16 protein-coding genes are annotated in these 17,789 nt (G+C 43.5%); 8 read left to right on the top strand and 8 right to left on the bottom strand.

What is annotated here, in order from left to right; all coding sequences use genetic code 11:
- The first annotated feature begins 28 nt into the window (after nucleotides 1-28).
- Nucleotides 29-1,447, top strand: a complete 1,419-nt coding sequence (locus EZ437_RS05940; RefSeq protein WP_131594191.1) for a DUF1501 domain-containing protein — start codon at nucleotides 29-31, stop codon at nucleotides 1,445-1,447.
- 17 nt (nucleotides 1,448-1,464) lie between these two features.
- A complete protein-coding gene (locus tag EZ437_RS05935) occupies nucleotides 1,465-3,549 on the top strand; it encodes a GDSL-type esterase/lipase family protein (RefSeq protein ID WP_131594189.1) in 2,085 nt (694 codons plus the stop codon).
- Here EZ437_RS05935 and EZ437_RS05930 read toward each other — a convergent pair.
- Nucleotides 3,526-3,960 (bottom strand): DUF6526 family protein, encoded by a 435-nt coding sequence (locus EZ437_RS05930; RefSeq protein WP_131594187.1) that lies wholly within the window; start codon nucleotides 3,958-3,960, stop codon nucleotides 3,526-3,528. The two genes, EZ437_RS05935 and EZ437_RS05930, sit on opposite strands and share 24 nt — an antisense overlap.
- A 75-nt stretch (nucleotides 3,961-4,035) precedes the next feature.
- Here EZ437_RS05930 and EZ437_RS05925 point away from each other — a divergent pair, with 75 nt between their 5' ends.
- Nucleotides 4,036-4,989: a hypothetical protein gene (locus tag EZ437_RS05925; protein WP_131594185.1), complete on the top strand. Its 954-nt coding sequence runs from the start codon at nucleotides 4,036-4,038 to the stop codon at nucleotides 4,987-4,989.
- An 11-nt stretch (nucleotides 4,990-5,000) separates the two neighbouring features.
- Here EZ437_RS05925 and EZ437_RS05920 read toward each other — a convergent pair whose 3' ends face one another.
- Nucleotides 5,001-6,359 (bottom strand): glycoside hydrolase family 140 protein, encoded by a 1,359-nt coding sequence (locus tag EZ437_RS05920; protein WP_205942651.1) that lies wholly within the window; start codon nucleotides 6,357-6,359, stop codon nucleotides 5,001-5,003.
- 18 nt (nucleotides 6,360-6,377) lie between these two features.
- The gene (locus tag EZ437_RS05915; RefSeq protein ID WP_131594183.1) at nucleotides 6,378-6,872 is read right to left on the bottom strand and encodes a DinB family protein; all 495 of its coding nucleotides are present in this window, start codon (nucleotides 6,870-6,872) and stop codon (nucleotides 6,378-6,380) included.
- 175 nt (nucleotides 6,873-7,047) lie between these two features.
- Here EZ437_RS05915 and EZ437_RS05910 point away from each other — a divergent pair, with 175 nt between their 5' ends.
- On the top strand, nucleotides 7,048-7,923 hold the full coding sequence (locus EZ437_RS05910; protein ID WP_131594181.1) for a redoxin domain-containing protein: 876 nt from the start codon (nucleotides 7,048-7,050) through the stop codon (nucleotides 7,921-7,923).
- Here EZ437_RS05910 and EZ437_RS05905 read toward each other — a convergent pair.
- Nucleotides 7,903-8,454, bottom strand: a complete 552-nt coding sequence (locus tag EZ437_RS05905) for a DNA-3-methyladenine glycosylase I (protein ID WP_131594179.1) — start codon at nucleotides 8,452-8,454, stop codon at nucleotides 7,903-7,905. The two genes, EZ437_RS05910 and EZ437_RS05905, sit on opposite strands and share 21 nt — an antisense overlap.
- A gap of 165 nt (nucleotides 8,455-8,619) precedes the next feature.
- Here EZ437_RS05905 and EZ437_RS21525 point away from each other — a divergent pair, with 165 nt between their 5' ends.
- Nucleotides 8,620-8,778 carry a hypothetical protein gene (locus EZ437_RS21525; RefSeq protein WP_165500351.1) on the top strand — a complete coding sequence of 53 codons (159 nt, stop codon included), beginning with the start codon at nucleotides 8,620-8,622 and terminating at the stop codon, nucleotides 8,776-8,778.
- Between the two features lie 368 nt (nucleotides 8,779-9,146).
- On the opposite strand, the gene EZ437_RS05900 is transcribed toward EZ437_RS21525, so the two are convergent.
- Entirely contained in the window at nucleotides 9,147-10,427 is a 1,281-nt protein-coding gene (locus EZ437_RS05900; protein WP_131594177.1) for a type II toxin-antitoxin system HipA family toxin, read from the bottom strand.
- Nucleotides 10,421-10,765, bottom strand: a complete 345-nt coding sequence (locus tag EZ437_RS05895; RefSeq protein ID WP_131594175.1) for a helix-turn-helix domain-containing protein — start codon at nucleotides 10,763-10,765, stop codon at nucleotides 10,421-10,423. Before EZ437_RS05895 ends, EZ437_RS05900 begins: the two co-directional genes overlap by 7 nt.
- Nucleotides 10,766-11,052: 287 nt before the next feature.
- Here EZ437_RS05895 and EZ437_RS05890 point away from each other — a divergent pair, with 287 nt between their 5' ends.
- The gene (locus EZ437_RS05890; RefSeq protein WP_131594173.1) at nucleotides 11,053-11,331 is read left to right on the top strand and encodes a putative periplasmic lipoprotein; all 279 of its coding nucleotides are present in this window, start codon (nucleotides 11,053-11,055) and stop codon (nucleotides 11,329-11,331) included.
- A gap of 95 nt (nucleotides 11,332-11,426) precedes the next feature.
- Complete coding sequence (locus tag EZ437_RS05885; protein ID WP_225869506.1) at nucleotides 11,427-12,044, top strand: hypothetical protein; 618 nt, start codon at nucleotides 11,427-11,429, stop codon at nucleotides 12,042-12,044.
- 305 nt (nucleotides 12,045-12,349) lie between these two features.
- Here EZ437_RS05885 and EZ437_RS05880 read toward each other — a convergent pair whose 3' ends face one another.
- Nucleotides 12,350-12,883, bottom strand: a complete 534-nt coding sequence (locus tag EZ437_RS05880) for a DUF1963 domain-containing protein (RefSeq protein ID WP_131594169.1) — start codon at nucleotides 12,881-12,883, stop codon at nucleotides 12,350-12,352.
- 336 nt (nucleotides 12,884-13,219) lie between these two features.
- Between EZ437_RS05880 and EZ437_RS05875 the strand changes: the two genes are divergently transcribed.
- Complete coding sequence (locus tag EZ437_RS05875; RefSeq protein WP_131594167.1) at nucleotides 13,220-13,510, top strand: DUF6266 family protein; 291 nt, start codon at nucleotides 13,220-13,222, stop codon at nucleotides 13,508-13,510.
- A 798-nt stretch (nucleotides 13,511-14,308) separates the two neighbouring features.
- On the opposite strand, the gene EZ437_RS05870 is transcribed toward EZ437_RS05875, so the two are convergent.
- On the bottom strand, nucleotides 14,309-17,788 hold the full coding sequence (locus EZ437_RS05870) for a PVC-type heme-binding CxxCH protein (protein WP_205942650.1): 3,480 nt from the start codon (nucleotides 17,786-17,788) through the stop codon (nucleotides 14,309-14,311).
- Nucleotide 17,789 lies beyond the last annotated feature (1 nt).

Here is a 17,789-nt window from a genome sequence, read left to right as displayed (position 1 = left end):
TGCTTAAATTGACCCTAATTTTAAAAAGATGAACTGGAACAGAAGGGATTTTTTAAAAAATACAAGTGGAGCTGCAATTGCCGCAATGGCAGCGGGTATACCGGTTACCAAATGGCTAACCGATTCCAATGTCAGAAACAGCAAGGCTACCGCTGATACAGTGATCCTGCTCTGGATGGCCGGAGGCATGGCACATACAGATACCTTTGATCCAAAAAAATATACCCCTTTTAGTAAAGGGATGCAGGCAAACAGTGTGCTCAGCACCTTTAAATCAGTACCCACCATTTTAGACGGCATCAATTTTTCAGAGGGACTGGAATCCATCGGTAAAATCATGGACAAAGGCACCCTGATCCGTTCTTATGTAGCTGCCGACATGGGGCATATCCTGCATTCCAGACATCAGTACCACTGGCATACCTGTTACCAGCCGCCCCAGTCTGTTGCGGCCCCTCACCTTGGGTCATGGATCGCTAAAGAACTAGGCCCTTTAAATCCCGTTATCCCTGCTTTTATTGACATCGGACAGCGGTTTACGCTGGGTGAAGGAGAGGAACTGAAAGCATTCCATACAGCGGGTTTTCTCGGCAATGAATACGGCCCTTTCCTCATTCCCGACCCTTCTTCCGGACTCGACAGCGTAAGGCCTCCTGTAGGCATGTCGGCCAGCAGATTTGAAAAACGAAACCAGCTTTACCAGGACCTGATCAGTCAGAGCCCGGTAGGTGAATATGGAAGCGACTACCAGAAAGAATCGCTAAAAAGGTCTATGGAACAGGCTTATATCCTGCTAAACTCACCCGAAGCAAAAGCTTTTGACCTGAGCCAGGAACCCAAAGAAAGCTACGATATCTACAATACCGGTAAATTTGGATTGGGCTGTCTGATGGCAAAGCGGCTTACGGAACAAGGAGCCAGGTTTATCAGTGTTACCACTGAATATGAACCTTTCAAAGGCTGGGACACGCACGACAATGGTCACACCCGTCTGGCAGATATGAAAAAACAGATAGATGGCCCGGTAGCGCAACTGATCAAAGACCTGGAGCAAAGTGGCCGCCTGGACCGTACACTGGTAATTCTGGCCAGTGAATTTAGCAGGGACATGATGGTGGAAGGTCGCCCGGACCTGAAAGTCCAGGAGCAGGTAGCGCAGCCAGATATCATACAGGACATTAAAAACTATGGCATGCACCGTCATTTTACCGACGGCGGATCTATGCTCATGTTTGGCGGTGGAATCAAAAAAGGCAATGTTTACGGGAAAACTGCTGATGAGCGCCCATGCAAGACCATCGAAAAACCAATCATGATAGACCAGGTACACCAAAGTATTTACCATGCGCTGGGGATAGCGGAAGACACAAACTATTTGATCGAGAAACGCCCTTTTTACACGACTCCTGACGGACTTGGCAAACACGCCACAGGGTTGTTTGTGTAAAATTGCTATCTTTCAGCATGAAATATGCTTTCTTACTGTACTTTTTCTTCGGAATAGGGTTCGGCCCCCTTGTCTATGCACAAAAACCTGTTACTTACCTTTCTCTGGAAGGGAAGCCGCTGACCAAAGGAAATGCACTCAACGCCACAGGTAATGCCGTCAGTTTTAAAGCAGCCCTGCTGCGCCTGATACGCACAACTTCAAAACAACCAAAAGGTACGGTGCTGCTGCTGCCAGGCGGAGCATATAAATCACTGAAGACAAAATCTGAAGGGCTGGCAGAAGCCGCTCTGATAAACAAACAAGGCTTTGATGCCGCCATCCTAGATTACCATGTGGATGCCGTCAAAGACACAAGAGACCTGGCACTAAAAGATGTCATCCAGGCAGTAAAAACCTTGCGTGCCGAGCAAGCCAAAAAAAGCTTGTCTAACGGCTTGCTTGTTGTCAAGGGATTTGAAGCCGGCGCACACCTGGCTGCCAGGGCCTTACAGTATATGAATGAAAATGAGCAGCCAGACAGTGTACACCTGGTTGATCCGGCATACCTCAACGAGACGATAGCTGGTACTGTTTTTCCAAGAGTAATGCCTCCCCTTCATCCTAAAGCTAAACTCCATATTACTTTTTCAGCAAACCCCAATGAAGCCTGGAAGATCAGTGCCTCGGAATACCAGAAAACCTGGAAGGGATACGAGCCGCTTAAAGGCACAAATCCTGCTGCATCTGCTGTAGAAGGATACAGTACAGCGCGTCACAACGCCAAACTGGAAGCGACAGCAAAAGACCAATACGACCTGATCCTGTTAGGGAATTCCATTACCAACAACTTTGAAAAACAGGAGTATCAGCCCATATGGAATCAGTTCTTTGCGCCAAGAAAAGCCCTTAACCTTGGCTACAGCGGCTACCGTACCGAAAACCTCATCTGGAACATCGAACATGGCGCACTGGATGGACAGTCGCCTAAAGTCCTGATCCTGGAAATCGGGACTAACAATGTTGATGAAAAAAATTACCCTACCCGCCACACCGCCGCGCAACTTGCCGGAGGTATAGAAACCATTGTTAAGCTTGTCAGACAAAGACTGCCACTTACCAAAGTCGTCCTGCTCAGGTGTTTTCCCGGAGCTTATGGTGGCCCCAATCCAACCTCACACCGCGCCATTCTCGAACGTGCTTCAGACATCGTATCCAAACTGGCCGATGGAAAAAACATCTTTTACTGCGATGTAAACCATGTGTTCTTAAACTTTGACTGCGCTATTAATAAAGTATTGATGCCCGACTATCTGCATCCCAGTCCGGAAGGTGCCAGGCGCTGGGCCCAGGGCATGGAGCCTCTTCTATCTTCTTTGATGGGCGATCAATCCCTGGATACTCAGCTGCCTGCCAACACAGCAATTGTCCCGGTCTCCAAGCTCGAAAATGACAGCTACAACTGGTGGGACCGACATGCCGAGGTATTGCGCATTAAGGACGCGGTCAATCCGGAAATTGTACTGATCGGCAATTCCATTACTCATTTTTGGGGCGGAGTACCAAAACTTGTAAATGCCAATGGCGAGGCCAGGGTACCTAATGGCCCCAAATCATGGGAGTCTGTATTTAGCCAATACCGGGTGCTTAATCTGGGTTTCGGCTGGGACCGCACACAAAATGTACTATGGCGATTGGATCACGGTGAACTCGATGGACTCACACCACGTACAGTCGTCGTCAATATCGGCACCAACAACACCAGTGAGACAGCAAATGCCAGGATGAATACTGCTGAAGAAATCGCAGAAGGCATTCGTACCATTTGCCTCAGGATACGGTCTAAAGTACCCACCGCTCGAATTGTTCTGATGGCTGTTTTCCCCAGGGAAAAAGACCCGCAGCACCCCAGGCGTGTATTAATCAATGAAATCAACAAACTACTCGAGGCTTTTGCAAAGGAAAACAAGCTAAAGTACCTGGATATTGGGCCAAAACTCTTGGCTGCTGACGGTACTTTACTACCGGGAATGATGCCCGATAATACGCACCCCTCAGATCAGGGCTACCAGATATGGGCAGATGCACTCAAACCCAACCTAGACTCGCTTATTATCAGGTAACCAGTTTTTTATCGATCTTTTAATTTCGTCTGGAGAGAGGTTTTCTTTAAGCGTCCGCTCCATGAGTGCAGCAAGTTCTGCGTCGCTGGCGAATCGCAGAGCAGCAATCTGTCCGAAGCTCAGGCGGTCCTCCACCAGTTCCAGCCGTTCATGCGTCAGCACATAGTAGCGGAACCTCATTTCCAATACCACAGTACGGTTTTGCCCGGTCATGGCATAATGCTGCCTTAGCATGAAAGATAACCAGCCAATCACAAAAAAGGCAAGTGCCAGAAAGATCCAGAGCAGTGCAGCATGGTCTGCTCCTCTAAAAGCAAAGTAGACAGACAGCCCTGCCAATGCCAATATTACAGGGTAAAATACAAAGTGGTGAGCCGTATAAAAGCGGATGTGGTTTTTGTAGTTTTGCATAGGCGCAAGATAACATTAAAAAAAATTTATTACTTTGGCTATTAACCAAATACTCCTTTAGTGTACCACAAGGCAATGAAGACCATAACAGCAAAATTACTAAGCACCACGGCAATTACTTTATCGATCATTACCATTTCTCTGACCAGTCCTGGGCAAGTCCGCGCACAAACAAAAACCGCAAAATATAAATGGACAGGTACCTGGCATTTTACACGTACAAGTAACGGAGATGGCATAACTGCGCTGGACATTAAAATTGGCAACAACGTCCTACTGCCAAACAATCAGGCATATGGTCAGGCCATTTTTAATGCAACGAATAAATTTCCGGGATCAGCTCCCTGGTCTACCCTTGCGGTAGGTGAGCTTTCCAAACTCATCCCCACCGCAAAGAGCCTTTCAGAAAAAGATCAGGAAGCATATTTGAGTTACATGGATAAAATGGGAGTTCAGGTATTCATGGAACTTTTTCCTTTCAAACACCAGGACGTAATAAAGGACATCAGTCAATGGCTGGCTAAATATAAGCACCATAAATGTGTAGCTGGGCTGGGCATTGAACTCGAATATTTCGGTAAAGCGACGGACTCGCTTGCCCAAGCCTGGGATGAAAAAATTAAATCATATAATCCTGCTTACCGCATGTTCCTAAGGCATTACGACCCGTCATTTATGCCGCCTACCTACAGGGGCAGCGGCGACCTGATCTTTATAGATGATGCTTCAGAAGGTCTGCTCGAAGAGCTTAATAAAGGTTTTGCCGACTGGGCCAACCGCTTTTCGCCAACTGCAGTTGCCTTTCAGATCGGCTATCCTGCCGATGAAGATGGCATGAACGGAAGCAAGGAACTTGGCTGGTGGAAACTCAAAGATCCGATCAAAGAATGGGGCAGCGCCATACTGCCGTTGATAAAAAACCCAGATCAGGAATTGGGCCTGATATGGGTGACGGTCAAATCTGGCAAAACCTACCATAAAAGCTGGGACCTAACAAAAGGCGCAAAAATGCCTGCAATTAAAAAGTAATCGCTGATTCGCTAAACTCGCGGATCCGGATAATTTTTGTTCGCATCATCAATGATCAGCAACCAGTCACTCCCACGTCCGGCAGAACCGGGACGGAATTCTTTGACGCCATTGTTTTCAAAAGTTCCCAGTGAGATTGTTCTCCCATCCCTGGGATTAAACCACCATCCACGCAGTGATTTTCCCGTTAGCTTGCGTAGGTCTACTTTCGTGGCAGAACCATAGGGGATGTATACCATCATAAAATCTTTGTCCTGCGAAACAGATGCCAGCTTATACTCCACATTTTCAGGATTATCGCCAACTATCACTGCCTGGTCAGGCACCAGCCGCTGCCATGGCCTGCGCTCAAGTGCCTTACGCATCAAGCCTACCTGCATTGCGCCAGGATGCGAAAGCGCAGTCTTCCAGTGCGTCCTTGCACTAGAGATCGGCGCACGTCCTTCTGCATAAAACTGCCAGATATTATGGTTACCATACGTATGTCCGCATGCACCCGATAGCATACTGGAATAGGCCGTCTGCCGTGCATCAAAATCATCCATCCAGCCAAATTTTACGGGGTTAAATTCATTTGGATGATCTTCATAGCGTGGCTCTCCGTCCAGGTGCGGCCTCGTAGGCGTCAAAGCCCTGTTTTTTATATTGAACTTATAGTTCTGTGATTTTGAAGAATGTCCTGTCTGCGACATATGAAAGTCCATCCATTTATCATCATTCACGAATTCTGATGAACTACGCGCACCTGTTGGATGAAAAGTCATAAGATGCGCAGCTCCATCCACTTTCTTTATTCCCTCGGCCATCGCCCTGATAATTTCAAAGTCCTCGGCATTATCCAAATTTCGGTCTCCGCCCATCACCCAGATCAGCGGCTTGTCCTTATACCGCTTACCCATGTACTCGCCAAATACAGCCGCATTTGCGGGCGTAAAGATCTCTGGGCCTACTCCCCATGCCTTATTCCATTTGTCACCCCAGCTAGGCAACATGGCTATGATCAAGCCCAGTTTCGACGCCTTGTTTACGATGTAATCTACATGCTTAAAATATGCCTCATTAGGTTTCAGCGGGTCATTATTTATCAATGGCCTATGGCCGTAATAATTGGGCGTATCAAGTCCGGAAAGCTCTGCCAGTGCTACTGCCTGTATCACTGTAAAGCCCTTTGCAGCCCGGTCTGTAAGATAAAGATCAGCCTCTTCACGGCTCAGGCGGTGAAACAGTTCCCAGGCAGTATCACCCAGCCAGAAGAATGGTTTACCACTTTTAGTTTCCAGAAATCGATGGTCCGCACTTACTTTCAGTTGCCCGAAAGAATTCATCACCATCAAAACCATTATACCGGTCAAAAAATATTTCAGCTTCATAGAAGCAATATAATATTTTTAATCGTATTTCAGTGCAGGATATCCCAGCAAGCGCCGCCATAAGGCCAATTGCCCAATGATACTCGCCTCACGGTAAATCGTAAAAGTGATCAGGTCATAATAACTCATCTTCATGAAGCCCATGTCTATTTCGCTATCCAGTTTTTCATCATCAATGTCTACTATGGCCTGCCTGGCTGCCGGACTGATCTTCTCCCAGTCCTGAAGATATTCGCTGTTCTCCGGGTATTTTACGTCCTCCTGGATGCCTTTATTGTTTGCAAAAAGTTCCTCACCCGCCTGTGTCAGACCAGGACTGGTTTCCTTAGTCATCGACAGTCGCTGCTGAACCAGCGAGCCTGTAAGCCAGGCCATGTGATTAGCCTGCGTGTTCAGGCGATTGTGCATGTCGGCTTCAGATATACCTTCAATGGCTTTTGCAAAAAAGGTAGTTTGCATATCAAACAAGTCCAATATGCCCTGCATTCTCGTGCTGGCAGTTTTCTTTTCCATAATTTTAGTATTTAATCATTAAATATAAATGGCAGTAAAACAAACTTAACCAATATAACTGAACTTGTGCAGGGTCAAACATGACATTGTAAAGGGTGTATTACGACACAAGTGAACAGCAGACAATTAGGCGATGAAACTCTAAATTCGTATATTGCTGTACTAATCAAATAGTATGAAATTAACCCATCTCACCATCTTGGCATTATCAGGCATAATCTGTGCCTGCTCACAGCCTCAGAAATCGAACGTAGCAGCGCAGAAGCAAACGGATACTGTCAGCACTAAGCAAGATCAAATAGCACCCGTTACAGCCATGCTGAATAATGTACCCGATACGTCTAAATTAGGACTTCCGGTAATACCTGTGTCAGCCATTCTTAAAGATTTTATGAGTTTCTGGGCATATTACTCCGGACAAGTCGAACTGTATGAAGATTTTACGGCCTTAGACCCAAAGGGAGAGGTCATTACTAAAGAGCAATTTTTAAAACAGCTCAACACCGGGCGGTATTTTCCATTGGTGTTAACTTCAAAGCCAGCTGAGCTAAGATATAAACTATCTAAAATACCTGTCAGTGCAGATAAGAGCATTGCAGCTTACATGGAACAGTTTTCGGCACAGGAGTTGGCTTTTCTGAAGCTCGAAGGGAAGAAGATCCCTAAGTTTAATTTTAGGGATGTGGATGGAAAATTGTATACCTCAGAAAATACTAAAGGCAAAATTGTGCTGTTCAAGTGCTGGTTTATTGGCTGCGTTGCCTGTGTGAAGGAAATGCCAGCTTTAAATGAACTGGTTGAAAAGTACAAGGACAGGGATGACATTTTGTTTATCAGTCTGGCGATGGACGGGAAAAAGAAGCTGCAAAAGTTCCTGACCACTACAAAATTTGATTATGCAACCGTTCCTGATCAGACAAACTATATGGCAGATAAGTTGAAAGTATCCGTGTACCCAACCCATTTCCTGATCAATAAAGAAGGAATCTTAGTGCGTGTATTGCCCAATGATGTTCAAGTTGCAGAGTCCTTAGCCAAGCTTTTGCCATAAGGGATCGGTTTTGAGAATCTCGTGGTAGATCTTGCAGTCGGCGGTATGCGCACCCGGCAAAAAACCGATACTCATCAGAAATTCATTAACGATCTCACCACCGGTAAAGCGGAAGGTTTTCTTAAACAGTTTTACCCATTCCTCTTTCGTTTTTGGATGGTGCAGTTCCAGCCATTTCTCAAATGATCCGTGTTGTTTCTGCAGCTCCAGTATAGTTTTGGCATTTTCGATTGCCGCATTGATCTTAAGCTTATTGCGGATAATGCCCGGATCTGCCATCAGCCTTTCCCGGTCGGCCTCCGTATAAGCAGCTACTTTGATGAGGTCAAAATTATCATAAGCTTTCCTGAAAGTAGCTTCTTTTTTTAAGATAGTCTCCCAGCTTAAGCCGGCCTGATTGATCTCCAGGACAAGCCTGCAAAAGAGTTCATTGTCGTCATGGATTGGAAATCCGTAAAGATGATCATGATAAGCTTTGTGAAGGGCCTTTCTATCGCCGGTCATGGTTTCTATTGCGCTGCAGTATGACATGCTGCAATATCATTATTTTTACCAAAATAATTAGCAATTTGTGTCATAAAATTTTGATTAGCCCTTTAGTCTGCCATCCTTTTTTGCTAGCAAATTTTCATATTTAAAAGCAAATCTTTAAATTGGGTGATCAACAGTCGTGTTTCTGTTTATGTAAAAAAAGTAATGGAGCCTACAGAAAAACTCGCCTTTGCCTTGCAACAATTTTCCGGTCTTAGCAGTCAGGATTTTGAGATCTCAGAATCTTATATAGATCTTGTGGCTCCGCATCTTTCTGAGACTGTAGCTTTTCATACTTGTTCGGATCCTTCGCAGCTCCCTTAGGCTATTCCAATGGTCAGGCTATAGTACTCTCGCTTTAAATTCAGCTCATTTGATAACCCTCAAATAACAGAGGATTAACAAACCAGCTTTAGCTTTGCAGCGTAAATATTTGGTTAGTATTTATACGTTTAGGTTTAGTTGATAAATGGAAAGCTCAGATGGATGTCGGAGCTTTTTATGTTTCTTTGACTCTCCTAATATACAAACCCGGTTTTGAATTTATTGTGCCAGATCCAAAATGTTACTTAAATTTAATCTATTCTTAACATCTTACGCTGCACTAAACCATCTGAAAATCCTGACCTCAGAAGATGATGGCGAATAGAATTCAAAAGCCCCTTCGGGGGCTTTCATATCTGTGGAATATCCTATAAACTTTTAATCAATGTCTTGTCAATTGCTGCTGCCAGTTTTTCCTCTACTTTGTATTGAGCTGCATACTTAGGCCAGTTGTTGATTGAGGCTTGAACTTCATCGATTATCTGTTCGGGTTTACTGATTGAGTTTTGTTTAGCAATTTCCAGGAGATCTTCCTTAGTTATATTTGCCCGCTTCCCATTTATGCTCAGGTTGTGCTGGCTTACCCAATCACTATCTGGCCGGTAAGCGTAACAAATGTCATATGCCGGGGCCAAAGTCCATTTGCCGTCGGGGTGCATCAGGAAAGCAAAGTTTTTAGTATGATCGTCACAGTTTTTTGCCAGTACATTAAATACCATTCTACGGAACATCTGTTCGGCTTCTGCATATGTTAGTTTTAACTGACGCATCGTCTGAAACAATTGCTCATAACTATAGCTCAGTATCTGATTAAAGTCGTAGTGGGCTATAGCGCATAAAGTCTGTGTGTGCAATTTTTTGTTGCCGCCGATTCTGTCGAAGCGCTTTGTCATAAAGTGGGCACGACCTTCTTCTTCAATAAGCCTCGACTCCATCATATTCAGTCCGGCGGAGGTTGCCATTCCGTAATACGCCATCTCTACTCTTCCATAGCCATGACTTGCGCCAAATTGTGTGTCATTTACGCCGTCAAACTTCAGTAACCAGTGTTCAAAGCCTTTTGCCAATGTTTGCCCTGATCTTATTGCTCCGGTTTTTTCATTGTAGGCGATGATTGCTTTTGGTCGGGCCCCGCCAGCAGAAGTTCCCATTTTCAATACTTCCAGCAACACATCCCGCATTTCATCATCCGTATGTATTTGAAAAGCTTCCTTGTTGTTCAGCAGTCTTTGTGTAGTTTCTATTAAACTGGAGATTTCCAGTGTATGCAGTTTTGTTGTTGGTGCGATTGATGGCTCGAATTCTAAGGCGCCCATACCTCTTGCTCCAATGAAACACAGTAATTCTACCGGGTTCAATGATCCTTCAGGTCTTCCGTTCTGTGCTAACCAAATATTGATCAGGTCAGTTCCATATTTGTCGGGGAGTACATCGGCCAATAGCCCTGGTAAACCTTTGAAAGTCGGATTGCCCCTGAGATCCGGGAAAGAAAAGATCCTTTTCACTAATGGCATTTTAATCGGGGCAATTGCCAATTGAGATTGCAGGAACTTCGTGTCGTATTCGAAAGACGCTATTTGTTGCTTTTCATCCCAAGCAACTGCACCTACCAGTTCCCCCCATAACTTAATATATGCAGTTCTTACCATCCTAATTCTTCTTCCTCTGGGTTTTCTTTCGCCCTGAATGCCCGTTTACGTTTTTTATGTTCCTCTTTTGCCAGCAGCATAGGACTGATTTGCGGTTCTATTTTAAATCTGTCCAATACGTATAGTGCATCAAGCATCCGTAAAATTTTGATTAAATTGAGCAAAGAGATACTTTCACCCCGTTCTATCAGACTCAATGTAGATCGGCTGATGACTGCACCGCGGGCCAGTGAATCCTGGTTAATGTTTTGTTCAACTCTTTTTTCTTTGATAAACTCACCAATCTGTTTCAATATTGAAATGTCGCTATTGGCGTTCATGTATGAAATATCATTCATAATTAGTGTTTTTTATTAGTTTATGTATGAAATATCATTCAAATGTATGAAAAATTTATTTAATACAATAATGTATGAAAATTCATTCATTAATAGCATAATTAAGTATTATGAATGAATTTTCATACACAATTAACTAAAACATGAAGAGTATTGGTAGTCGTGGCACTTAAGGAACCTCAGTGCTAAATTTTATACATTTGCTTTTAAAACGCGATCACATGACAACAAGTTTCAACCTTCTATGTCCAAAAGCTTGTGGTCAAAACCAATAATCAGCAGATTCAATGAAATACCTCTTAACAGTTCTAGCCATCACCCTAACCCTCAACGCCTGCAAACCAGATCAGGGAAAAGGAATCGCTGTCAGCGTCGACAACAACAGCGAACAAACCATCTATAACCTTATAATAACCACATCAGAGCACCTGTCCTCTTTAAACTATCCCCTAATAAAAAACGGCCAAGAAATAGATGCATTCCTTGACATGAAAAAGAACCGGATAGATGGCCACGATATACAAAGCGATAACACCATCATCTCTTTAACCGGAATTCCCTATTAGATCCGATGCTCCCACACCTACCGCTGTATCTGCCCCTTACATTCATTTTCACAACCTTACTCGCCTTTGGGTGCATAGTCCTGCTGATCTACACGATGTCAAAACCGGTAGGCAAAAAAAATATGCAGCTAACCACCGTTATCATTGCAGTTTGGCTAGCGCTCCAGGCTCTTCTTAGCTACCTGGATGTTTACAACAATTCACCGGAAGCCATACCACCCCGAATTATTCTTTTCGGGGTTCTTCCGACCATCCTTGTAATTTTGCTACTCTTCATTACACGAAAAGGCAAGCTCTTCATTGATAGATTATCCATGCAAATGCTAACTTACGTTCACTTAATCAGAATCCCTGTAGAATTGTGTCTTTATGCCCTGTTCATCAATGGCGCCGTTCCTGAACTGATGACATTTGAAGGGCGTAACCTGGATATCCTTGCAGGACTTACTGCACCATTAGTGGGGTTTTTCGGGATTGCGCAAAATAAAATGGGAAAAACTTCCCTGTTACTTTGGAACATCATTTCTCTTGCACTGCTAGCAAATATTGTAGTTTCAGCGGTGTTATCCGCCCCATCACCATTTCAACAATTTGCTTTCGACCAACCGAACATAGCCATTCTCTATTTCCCATTCAGTTGGCTTCCTTCATTTATCGTTCCACTCGTATTGTTTGCACACCTCGCTGCAATCAGAAAACTAATTATCAAGTAAATCATAAAACCAAAGCTATCTACCGGATTGTCAAAGAAATGTTCTATTTCTACAACTTAAAATAAAAATCAATTATAAAAGATACTAAACCCTAAAACACTCCGTATATATATCCGAGAGCGTTAATTTAGATACGGGGGATGGACACGGAGTGGTCATCCCCCGTTTTTTAAACTTCGTCTCCACTTATTGCAACTGGAAGGAAACAAACTCATATTGAAGGCGTCCATGCCTTCCTTTATAATCACGATTACAGCAATTATCTTTTTCAGCTAGTAAGTATTGAACTATCTCCTGATAAGTATTTAGTAACACTGTAGAATACACCATGAATTCTCAAAGCGTTTTGCCGCTAAATCTTCTTCTTTGATCCAAAAATAGAGCCTGCCAACGTCTCCCCACATCATTTCGGTCTCCTCATTACTGTCTATCTGTAAGAGCAACCGCCAGTCTTTAGCATTGGGTCTGAGCTTTTCTGCCCTTGGATCATTGTAACCTGACGGATCACCGCAATAAAGGCCGTTAGTAACCAGTTCACATTCAAGCTCCATTTCATTCTGTATTACGTCTGGCTGCCCCAATAAAAAGTAGCCAATACCAGGCAAGAGAAATCCGCCTCTCCTGATCCAGCAGGGATACTCCTCTTGATGATAGAAATAGTAACCCCTGACCACACCTTTTTCGATAAAGTAAAGTACAGGTAAAGTATGATCAGGCACTGAAAGCAAAGTTCCCCGCCGGAATGTTACTGGCACAAACAGACCCGTCAGTTTCCTGACCAATTCTGGTGTTGCAGTACGAAGCCTGCTCAGCTGTTCGTATAATGAGGGGTTTTCCATTCGGGGTTATTGCATGATGAAACATTAAGATGCCTCATCCAGATTGACCGAATGTAAATACCTATAAATAAAAATCAAAGCATTTGCCCAGTTCTTTTCGCGACTGGTTGCGACTGGTCGTGACTGGTCGTGACTGAAATCCAGATGGCAAGAAACAGAAACAAGCAGATAAGCTTACCGACTGCTACCTTATTGGTAACGGTGCAGGAACGGTACAGCAACGGTGCAGGAACGGTACAGCAACGGTAGAAGGCATCTGCCAAACATTTTTGAAGCATAAATAGTAAAATTAACAGTAGTAATTAACAAGAACTCAGAAACAAAAAAAAAGAACATATGGCAATTTTAAAAGGCGGAATCCTTGGTGGCGGTTACATCCGATTTGGGAAATCTTACATTAAGATGAAATCCAAAAAGAAAAAAAAGAAGGCTTCGGACAAGCAGGTCGAGGCAAGAAAGAGAATGTCGGTAGCAGTCAAATTTATCAACACGACAAAAACGTTTGTGGCGATAGGTTTTGCCCAATCTGGCGCCAGGAAAAGGCGAACAGCCTATGCGGATGCAGTTTCCCACCAGATACTCTATGGGCTGAAGGGCGAATATCCCACAGTATGTATATTTCAATAAAGATGGCCGCTTCGTTTCGGGCCAAACTGGCCGCTTAAGGCTTGACCAGAGAAACTAAACCTGGTTGGATTTAATAGTTCAAAGGTAATCAATCCTCGTTACTACAATTTTCCGCTATCCAATCCCATTAAAACTCCATTTGAAGACTCAACAGTGACAAGCTTTTTCAGCCACTCAAAATAAGCCGTTTTAAAGCTCAAAAAATCATTAGCAGTATGAGTATTCATCTAAGGCTGAAAACTGAAGCCAGAACGGCTGAAATGCACCTAGACAGAAACAGGATTACTAGTCAATAAGTAGTAAGAATATCCCTTTAAGACTCAAAAACGCCACATTCAGGCGAAATTGACTGGCCAGTTTGAACCGAAAAGTGACGTCAGTTTAATTGCGGAACAGCTGCATCTTTTCGCTGAAATTCCCAGGCAAGGCGTAGGTCCTGGATCATATTATAATCTGTTATAATTCATCGGCCCATTATCGGTTCTTATTGGCTCATATCGGCTCAAGTAAGAAATGAAAAAGCCAGCAAAATACTTGCTGGCCTTGAAAATTTTGGTGACTAAAGCCCCGTTAAACCAGGAGGAAGTGGGTGAAATGGATCATCCTCCAACCAGCCGCATTAAGTAGGTCTTCTATAAAATAGTTCGAGTTCTGTATCGTCGAGACCACTTGGCGATACAACGCTTGAAAGTCAAGCGTTGTATCGCTTTTTAATCCTCTTCGTCCGAGGAAGTAATTGTGGTGTATATTATGATTCATATGTTTCTAGTTCAGGCCGTAGTTTCCTTCATTTTCTCTTTATTGTCCCATCACCAATCTGGTTTGAGCAGCATCATTCGCCGCATCTTGTAATTGAATAGCTAACACCCCATCCTTTATAGCAGAACGATCAATAGCTAAGGTTATTTGCTGAATGCCTTGAGCAAGACCGGTAACTATTCCATTCTCTGTAAACTTCAAAACAGTTTGACCAGCCCATGCCATTACGCCCGAAGTAGTGTTAAATGCCAATTTCACATTTCCTTTATTCAATACCTCCAAATCAAACTTTACAAAACTATATCGCTTACTATTTACATCAATAACAGGCAAGTCAGCAACTAACAATTCACCTGAAACTTTACTATAAAAAGGCACCACTGGCGCTTTAGTATCAGCTTTGGTGATGAAGTCCAAACCTTTTACACTAATTTTAGCACCTAACTCTTTATTTGCTGTTACGGCTCTCCATCTACGTACATAACGCTCATTTGGAACCCGGAATTTTCCTGTTTCACCAATTTTAGATAAGAAAGCTACTAAATTAGTAAACTCTTCTTTACTTAAATTGGTCGTCAATCCTGGCGGCATTAACGAACCTGGCACTTTTTCAATCACTTTGATTTGCGCTTTGGCTATGGCTACTTCCTTACCACTCATATCTCGTACAACTACATCTGCTGCACCATCACTAATCTGATATCCCAAAACTTCAGTTCCATCATTTTTAACAACTTTCTTCAGTTCAAAACCTTCTTTAATGGATTTGTTAGGATACAATATCGAACGGATAATAGTTTCAACAGGAGAGCTTGTTCCTAAACTGCTCAAATCTGGTCCGATACGGCCGCCTGCACCACCAATAGCGTGACAGGTCTGGCAACTTAATGTCGTTTTTCTGTATATGGCTTCTCCTAGATCAGGATTCCCCAAGCCTTTAACTTCATTGGCCAATTTAGCAATTTGCTCATCATTAGGCTGCTGTGGAGTTCGCTCTGGGGGTAAAACTCCGCCTGAAGCCTCCAATACCTTTTTCAGATTTTTCACATCTTGGTCATTGTTTCTATTTGCTACCAACTGACGTTGCATAGCCCCGCGCACTACTTTTGCAAAGCTTGCAGGGATTTTTTTGGCGCTAATTGCAGCAGAAAAGGCATTCACACTTTCTTTATTGGCCAATAGTGCCTGAAACAATTCTTCAACATCGGTTTGGACAGGTAGCGTTTTTAATAAAGTAACGGCCATATTACTGGCCTGAGTGGCATCAACACTCACCAATTGTGCCATAGCCAATATTCTTAAATCCGTAGGATTTTGTACAGTAGTTAGTTCCTGCAATGATTTTTTCGATTGGGCTGAACCTATTGTCACCAGAGAGCTAAGCGCAGCCTTCTTAATATTTTTATTCCCCTTTTTTGCAAGGATAGCTAACCTGGAGCTTAAGCTTTCCAGCTTCCACAAGCCTACTAAACGAATTGCACTTGTCCTTTCAGCTTCATCTTCATTCTCTAAAAATGATGTAATACGATTTAAATTTTGATCGGGCTTTAAATTCCGCTGACGAATAGCATCTTCTAATGTTCCCAACTGTGCCGCTACACTTTTATCACGTTTACCGTTTCCCTGAACAGCTAGATTGAAAAGAATATCCAAGTCTGCAGCCTTGCTATATTTGGCAATCGAGCTCAAAACATCTTTCTCATATTCATCTGGCACCTTACTTTGTTGATAAAGTTGAACCATTTGCGTTACCGCATCCGCATCACTTACCGATTTTAATGCATATACAGTTTTCTTTGCATCACCTAAAAAGGATGGATCAGCTTTAACTTTTTTTAACCATACCGGTTCCAATTCCCTCGTAGTTTGCCATAAGGCAAAATCAAGAAATTCGTCCATAGGCTGCTCTAAAGCCTTCAATGCAATACGTTCTGCTTCGGGCGTATTTAATTTACGCAGGGCAATCACGGCTTCTAATCGTACTTGAGGATGTTTATCTACTATTGCTTTTGACAATATGCCTTGCGCATCAGGAACCTTGTTAAACCAAAGCTGAAGCGCTCTTATGGCAGCGGCTCTGGCATTATGCGCATCCGCATTCAGCAAACTATTCAATAATTTTTGGTTAACCACATCTAAGGACTGATATACCCAAAGTGCTTCTAATTGTTGATGCTCATAGTCTGCATCTTTTTTATCCAGACGATCCACCCATTTTTCCAAAGCTGGAATAACTTCCTTAGCACTGCGATTTTTCAACACCTGCTTAGCCTGTGAACGTGTCCAATCCTCAGGCAATTTCAAAGCATCTAAGAGCTCCGTGATGTTGGCCTTACTCAATTTAGGAACTTTAACCAGAGGCCTGTTTTTAGCTACAATGCGCCAGATACGGCCATGTTGCTGATCACGACGAGGATCATAAAAATCGACCTCCCCATGCTGAATAATAGGATTATACCAATCCGCTACATAAATTGCACCATCTGGCCCTAGGGTAATATCTACCGGGCGAAATGCTACATTATCTGTCCACATCAAATCCTCAACCTGCTTTGATGAATAACCGCTCCCTTGTTCTTCCAGCTTAAAACGATTGATGCGATTGGCTCTAAAATCATTCGTAATAACGCTTCCTTGCCAGGACTCAGGCAAATGACGACCAGAGATTACATCCAGTCCACTGTGTTTAGGCTGCCCTGGATTCAACCCACGTATGGTTCTATCGGCACCGGGGGCACTAATAAAAGTTGCGCCCGGGAAAGAATAATTAATACCCTCTTCACCTGCGCCATCTGTCAGGAAAGACTGCCCCCATTTATCAAACCGCAATCCCCAGGGATTAACCAAGCCCCTGGCATAAACATCTAAATCCAAAGTCTGTGGGTTCAATTTCCAAACACCTCCACCTTCAAGCCTCTTTGTACCCAAAGGAGTTTCGACATGACTATTAATGTAAATAGACTGGTTAAAATAGAGTCTTCCTTCTGGTCCCCAACGGAAAGTATGAATCAAGTGATGGGTATCACCTGTTCCAAAGCCAGTTAGCACCTGACGTCTTAGGTCTGCCTTCCCATCGCCATCAGTGTCCCTCAAATACAGGATTTCTGTTGAATTGGCCACGTAAACACCACCATCACCAGGTAAAATACCCGTAGGCGTCATTAAACCTTCTGCAAAAATGGTAGACTTATCAGCCTTACCATCACCGTCGGTATCTTCTAAAACAAAGATCTTATCATTTGCCTGTTCTCCTGTTTTTAAATGCGGATAAGCTGTACTACTCACCACCCATAGGCGTCCATCTTCATCCCAATTCATTTGAATAGGTTTGGCCACCATCGGTTCTGAGGCAAACAAGGTGACTTCAAAACCATCAGCCAATTTAAAAGATTCCTGCTCTTTCTTAGGGTCCGGATCAGGTTTTTCTCTATCAAATTTGTAAACATAAGCAGTCGCTAAAACAGCCACTGAAATCATTATCATCCCCAAAAACACCTTGAGTGTACGTTCAATTTTCATC

This window comes from Pedobacter psychroterrae (genome assembly GCF_004331695.1).
GTDB lineage: Bacteria > Bacteroidota > Bacteroidia > Sphingobacteriales > Sphingobacteriaceae > Pedobacter > Pedobacter psychroterrae.
The sequence above is the reverse complement of the archived record's forward strand: the minus strand, read 5'-3'. Positions and strand labels throughout refer to the sequence as shown.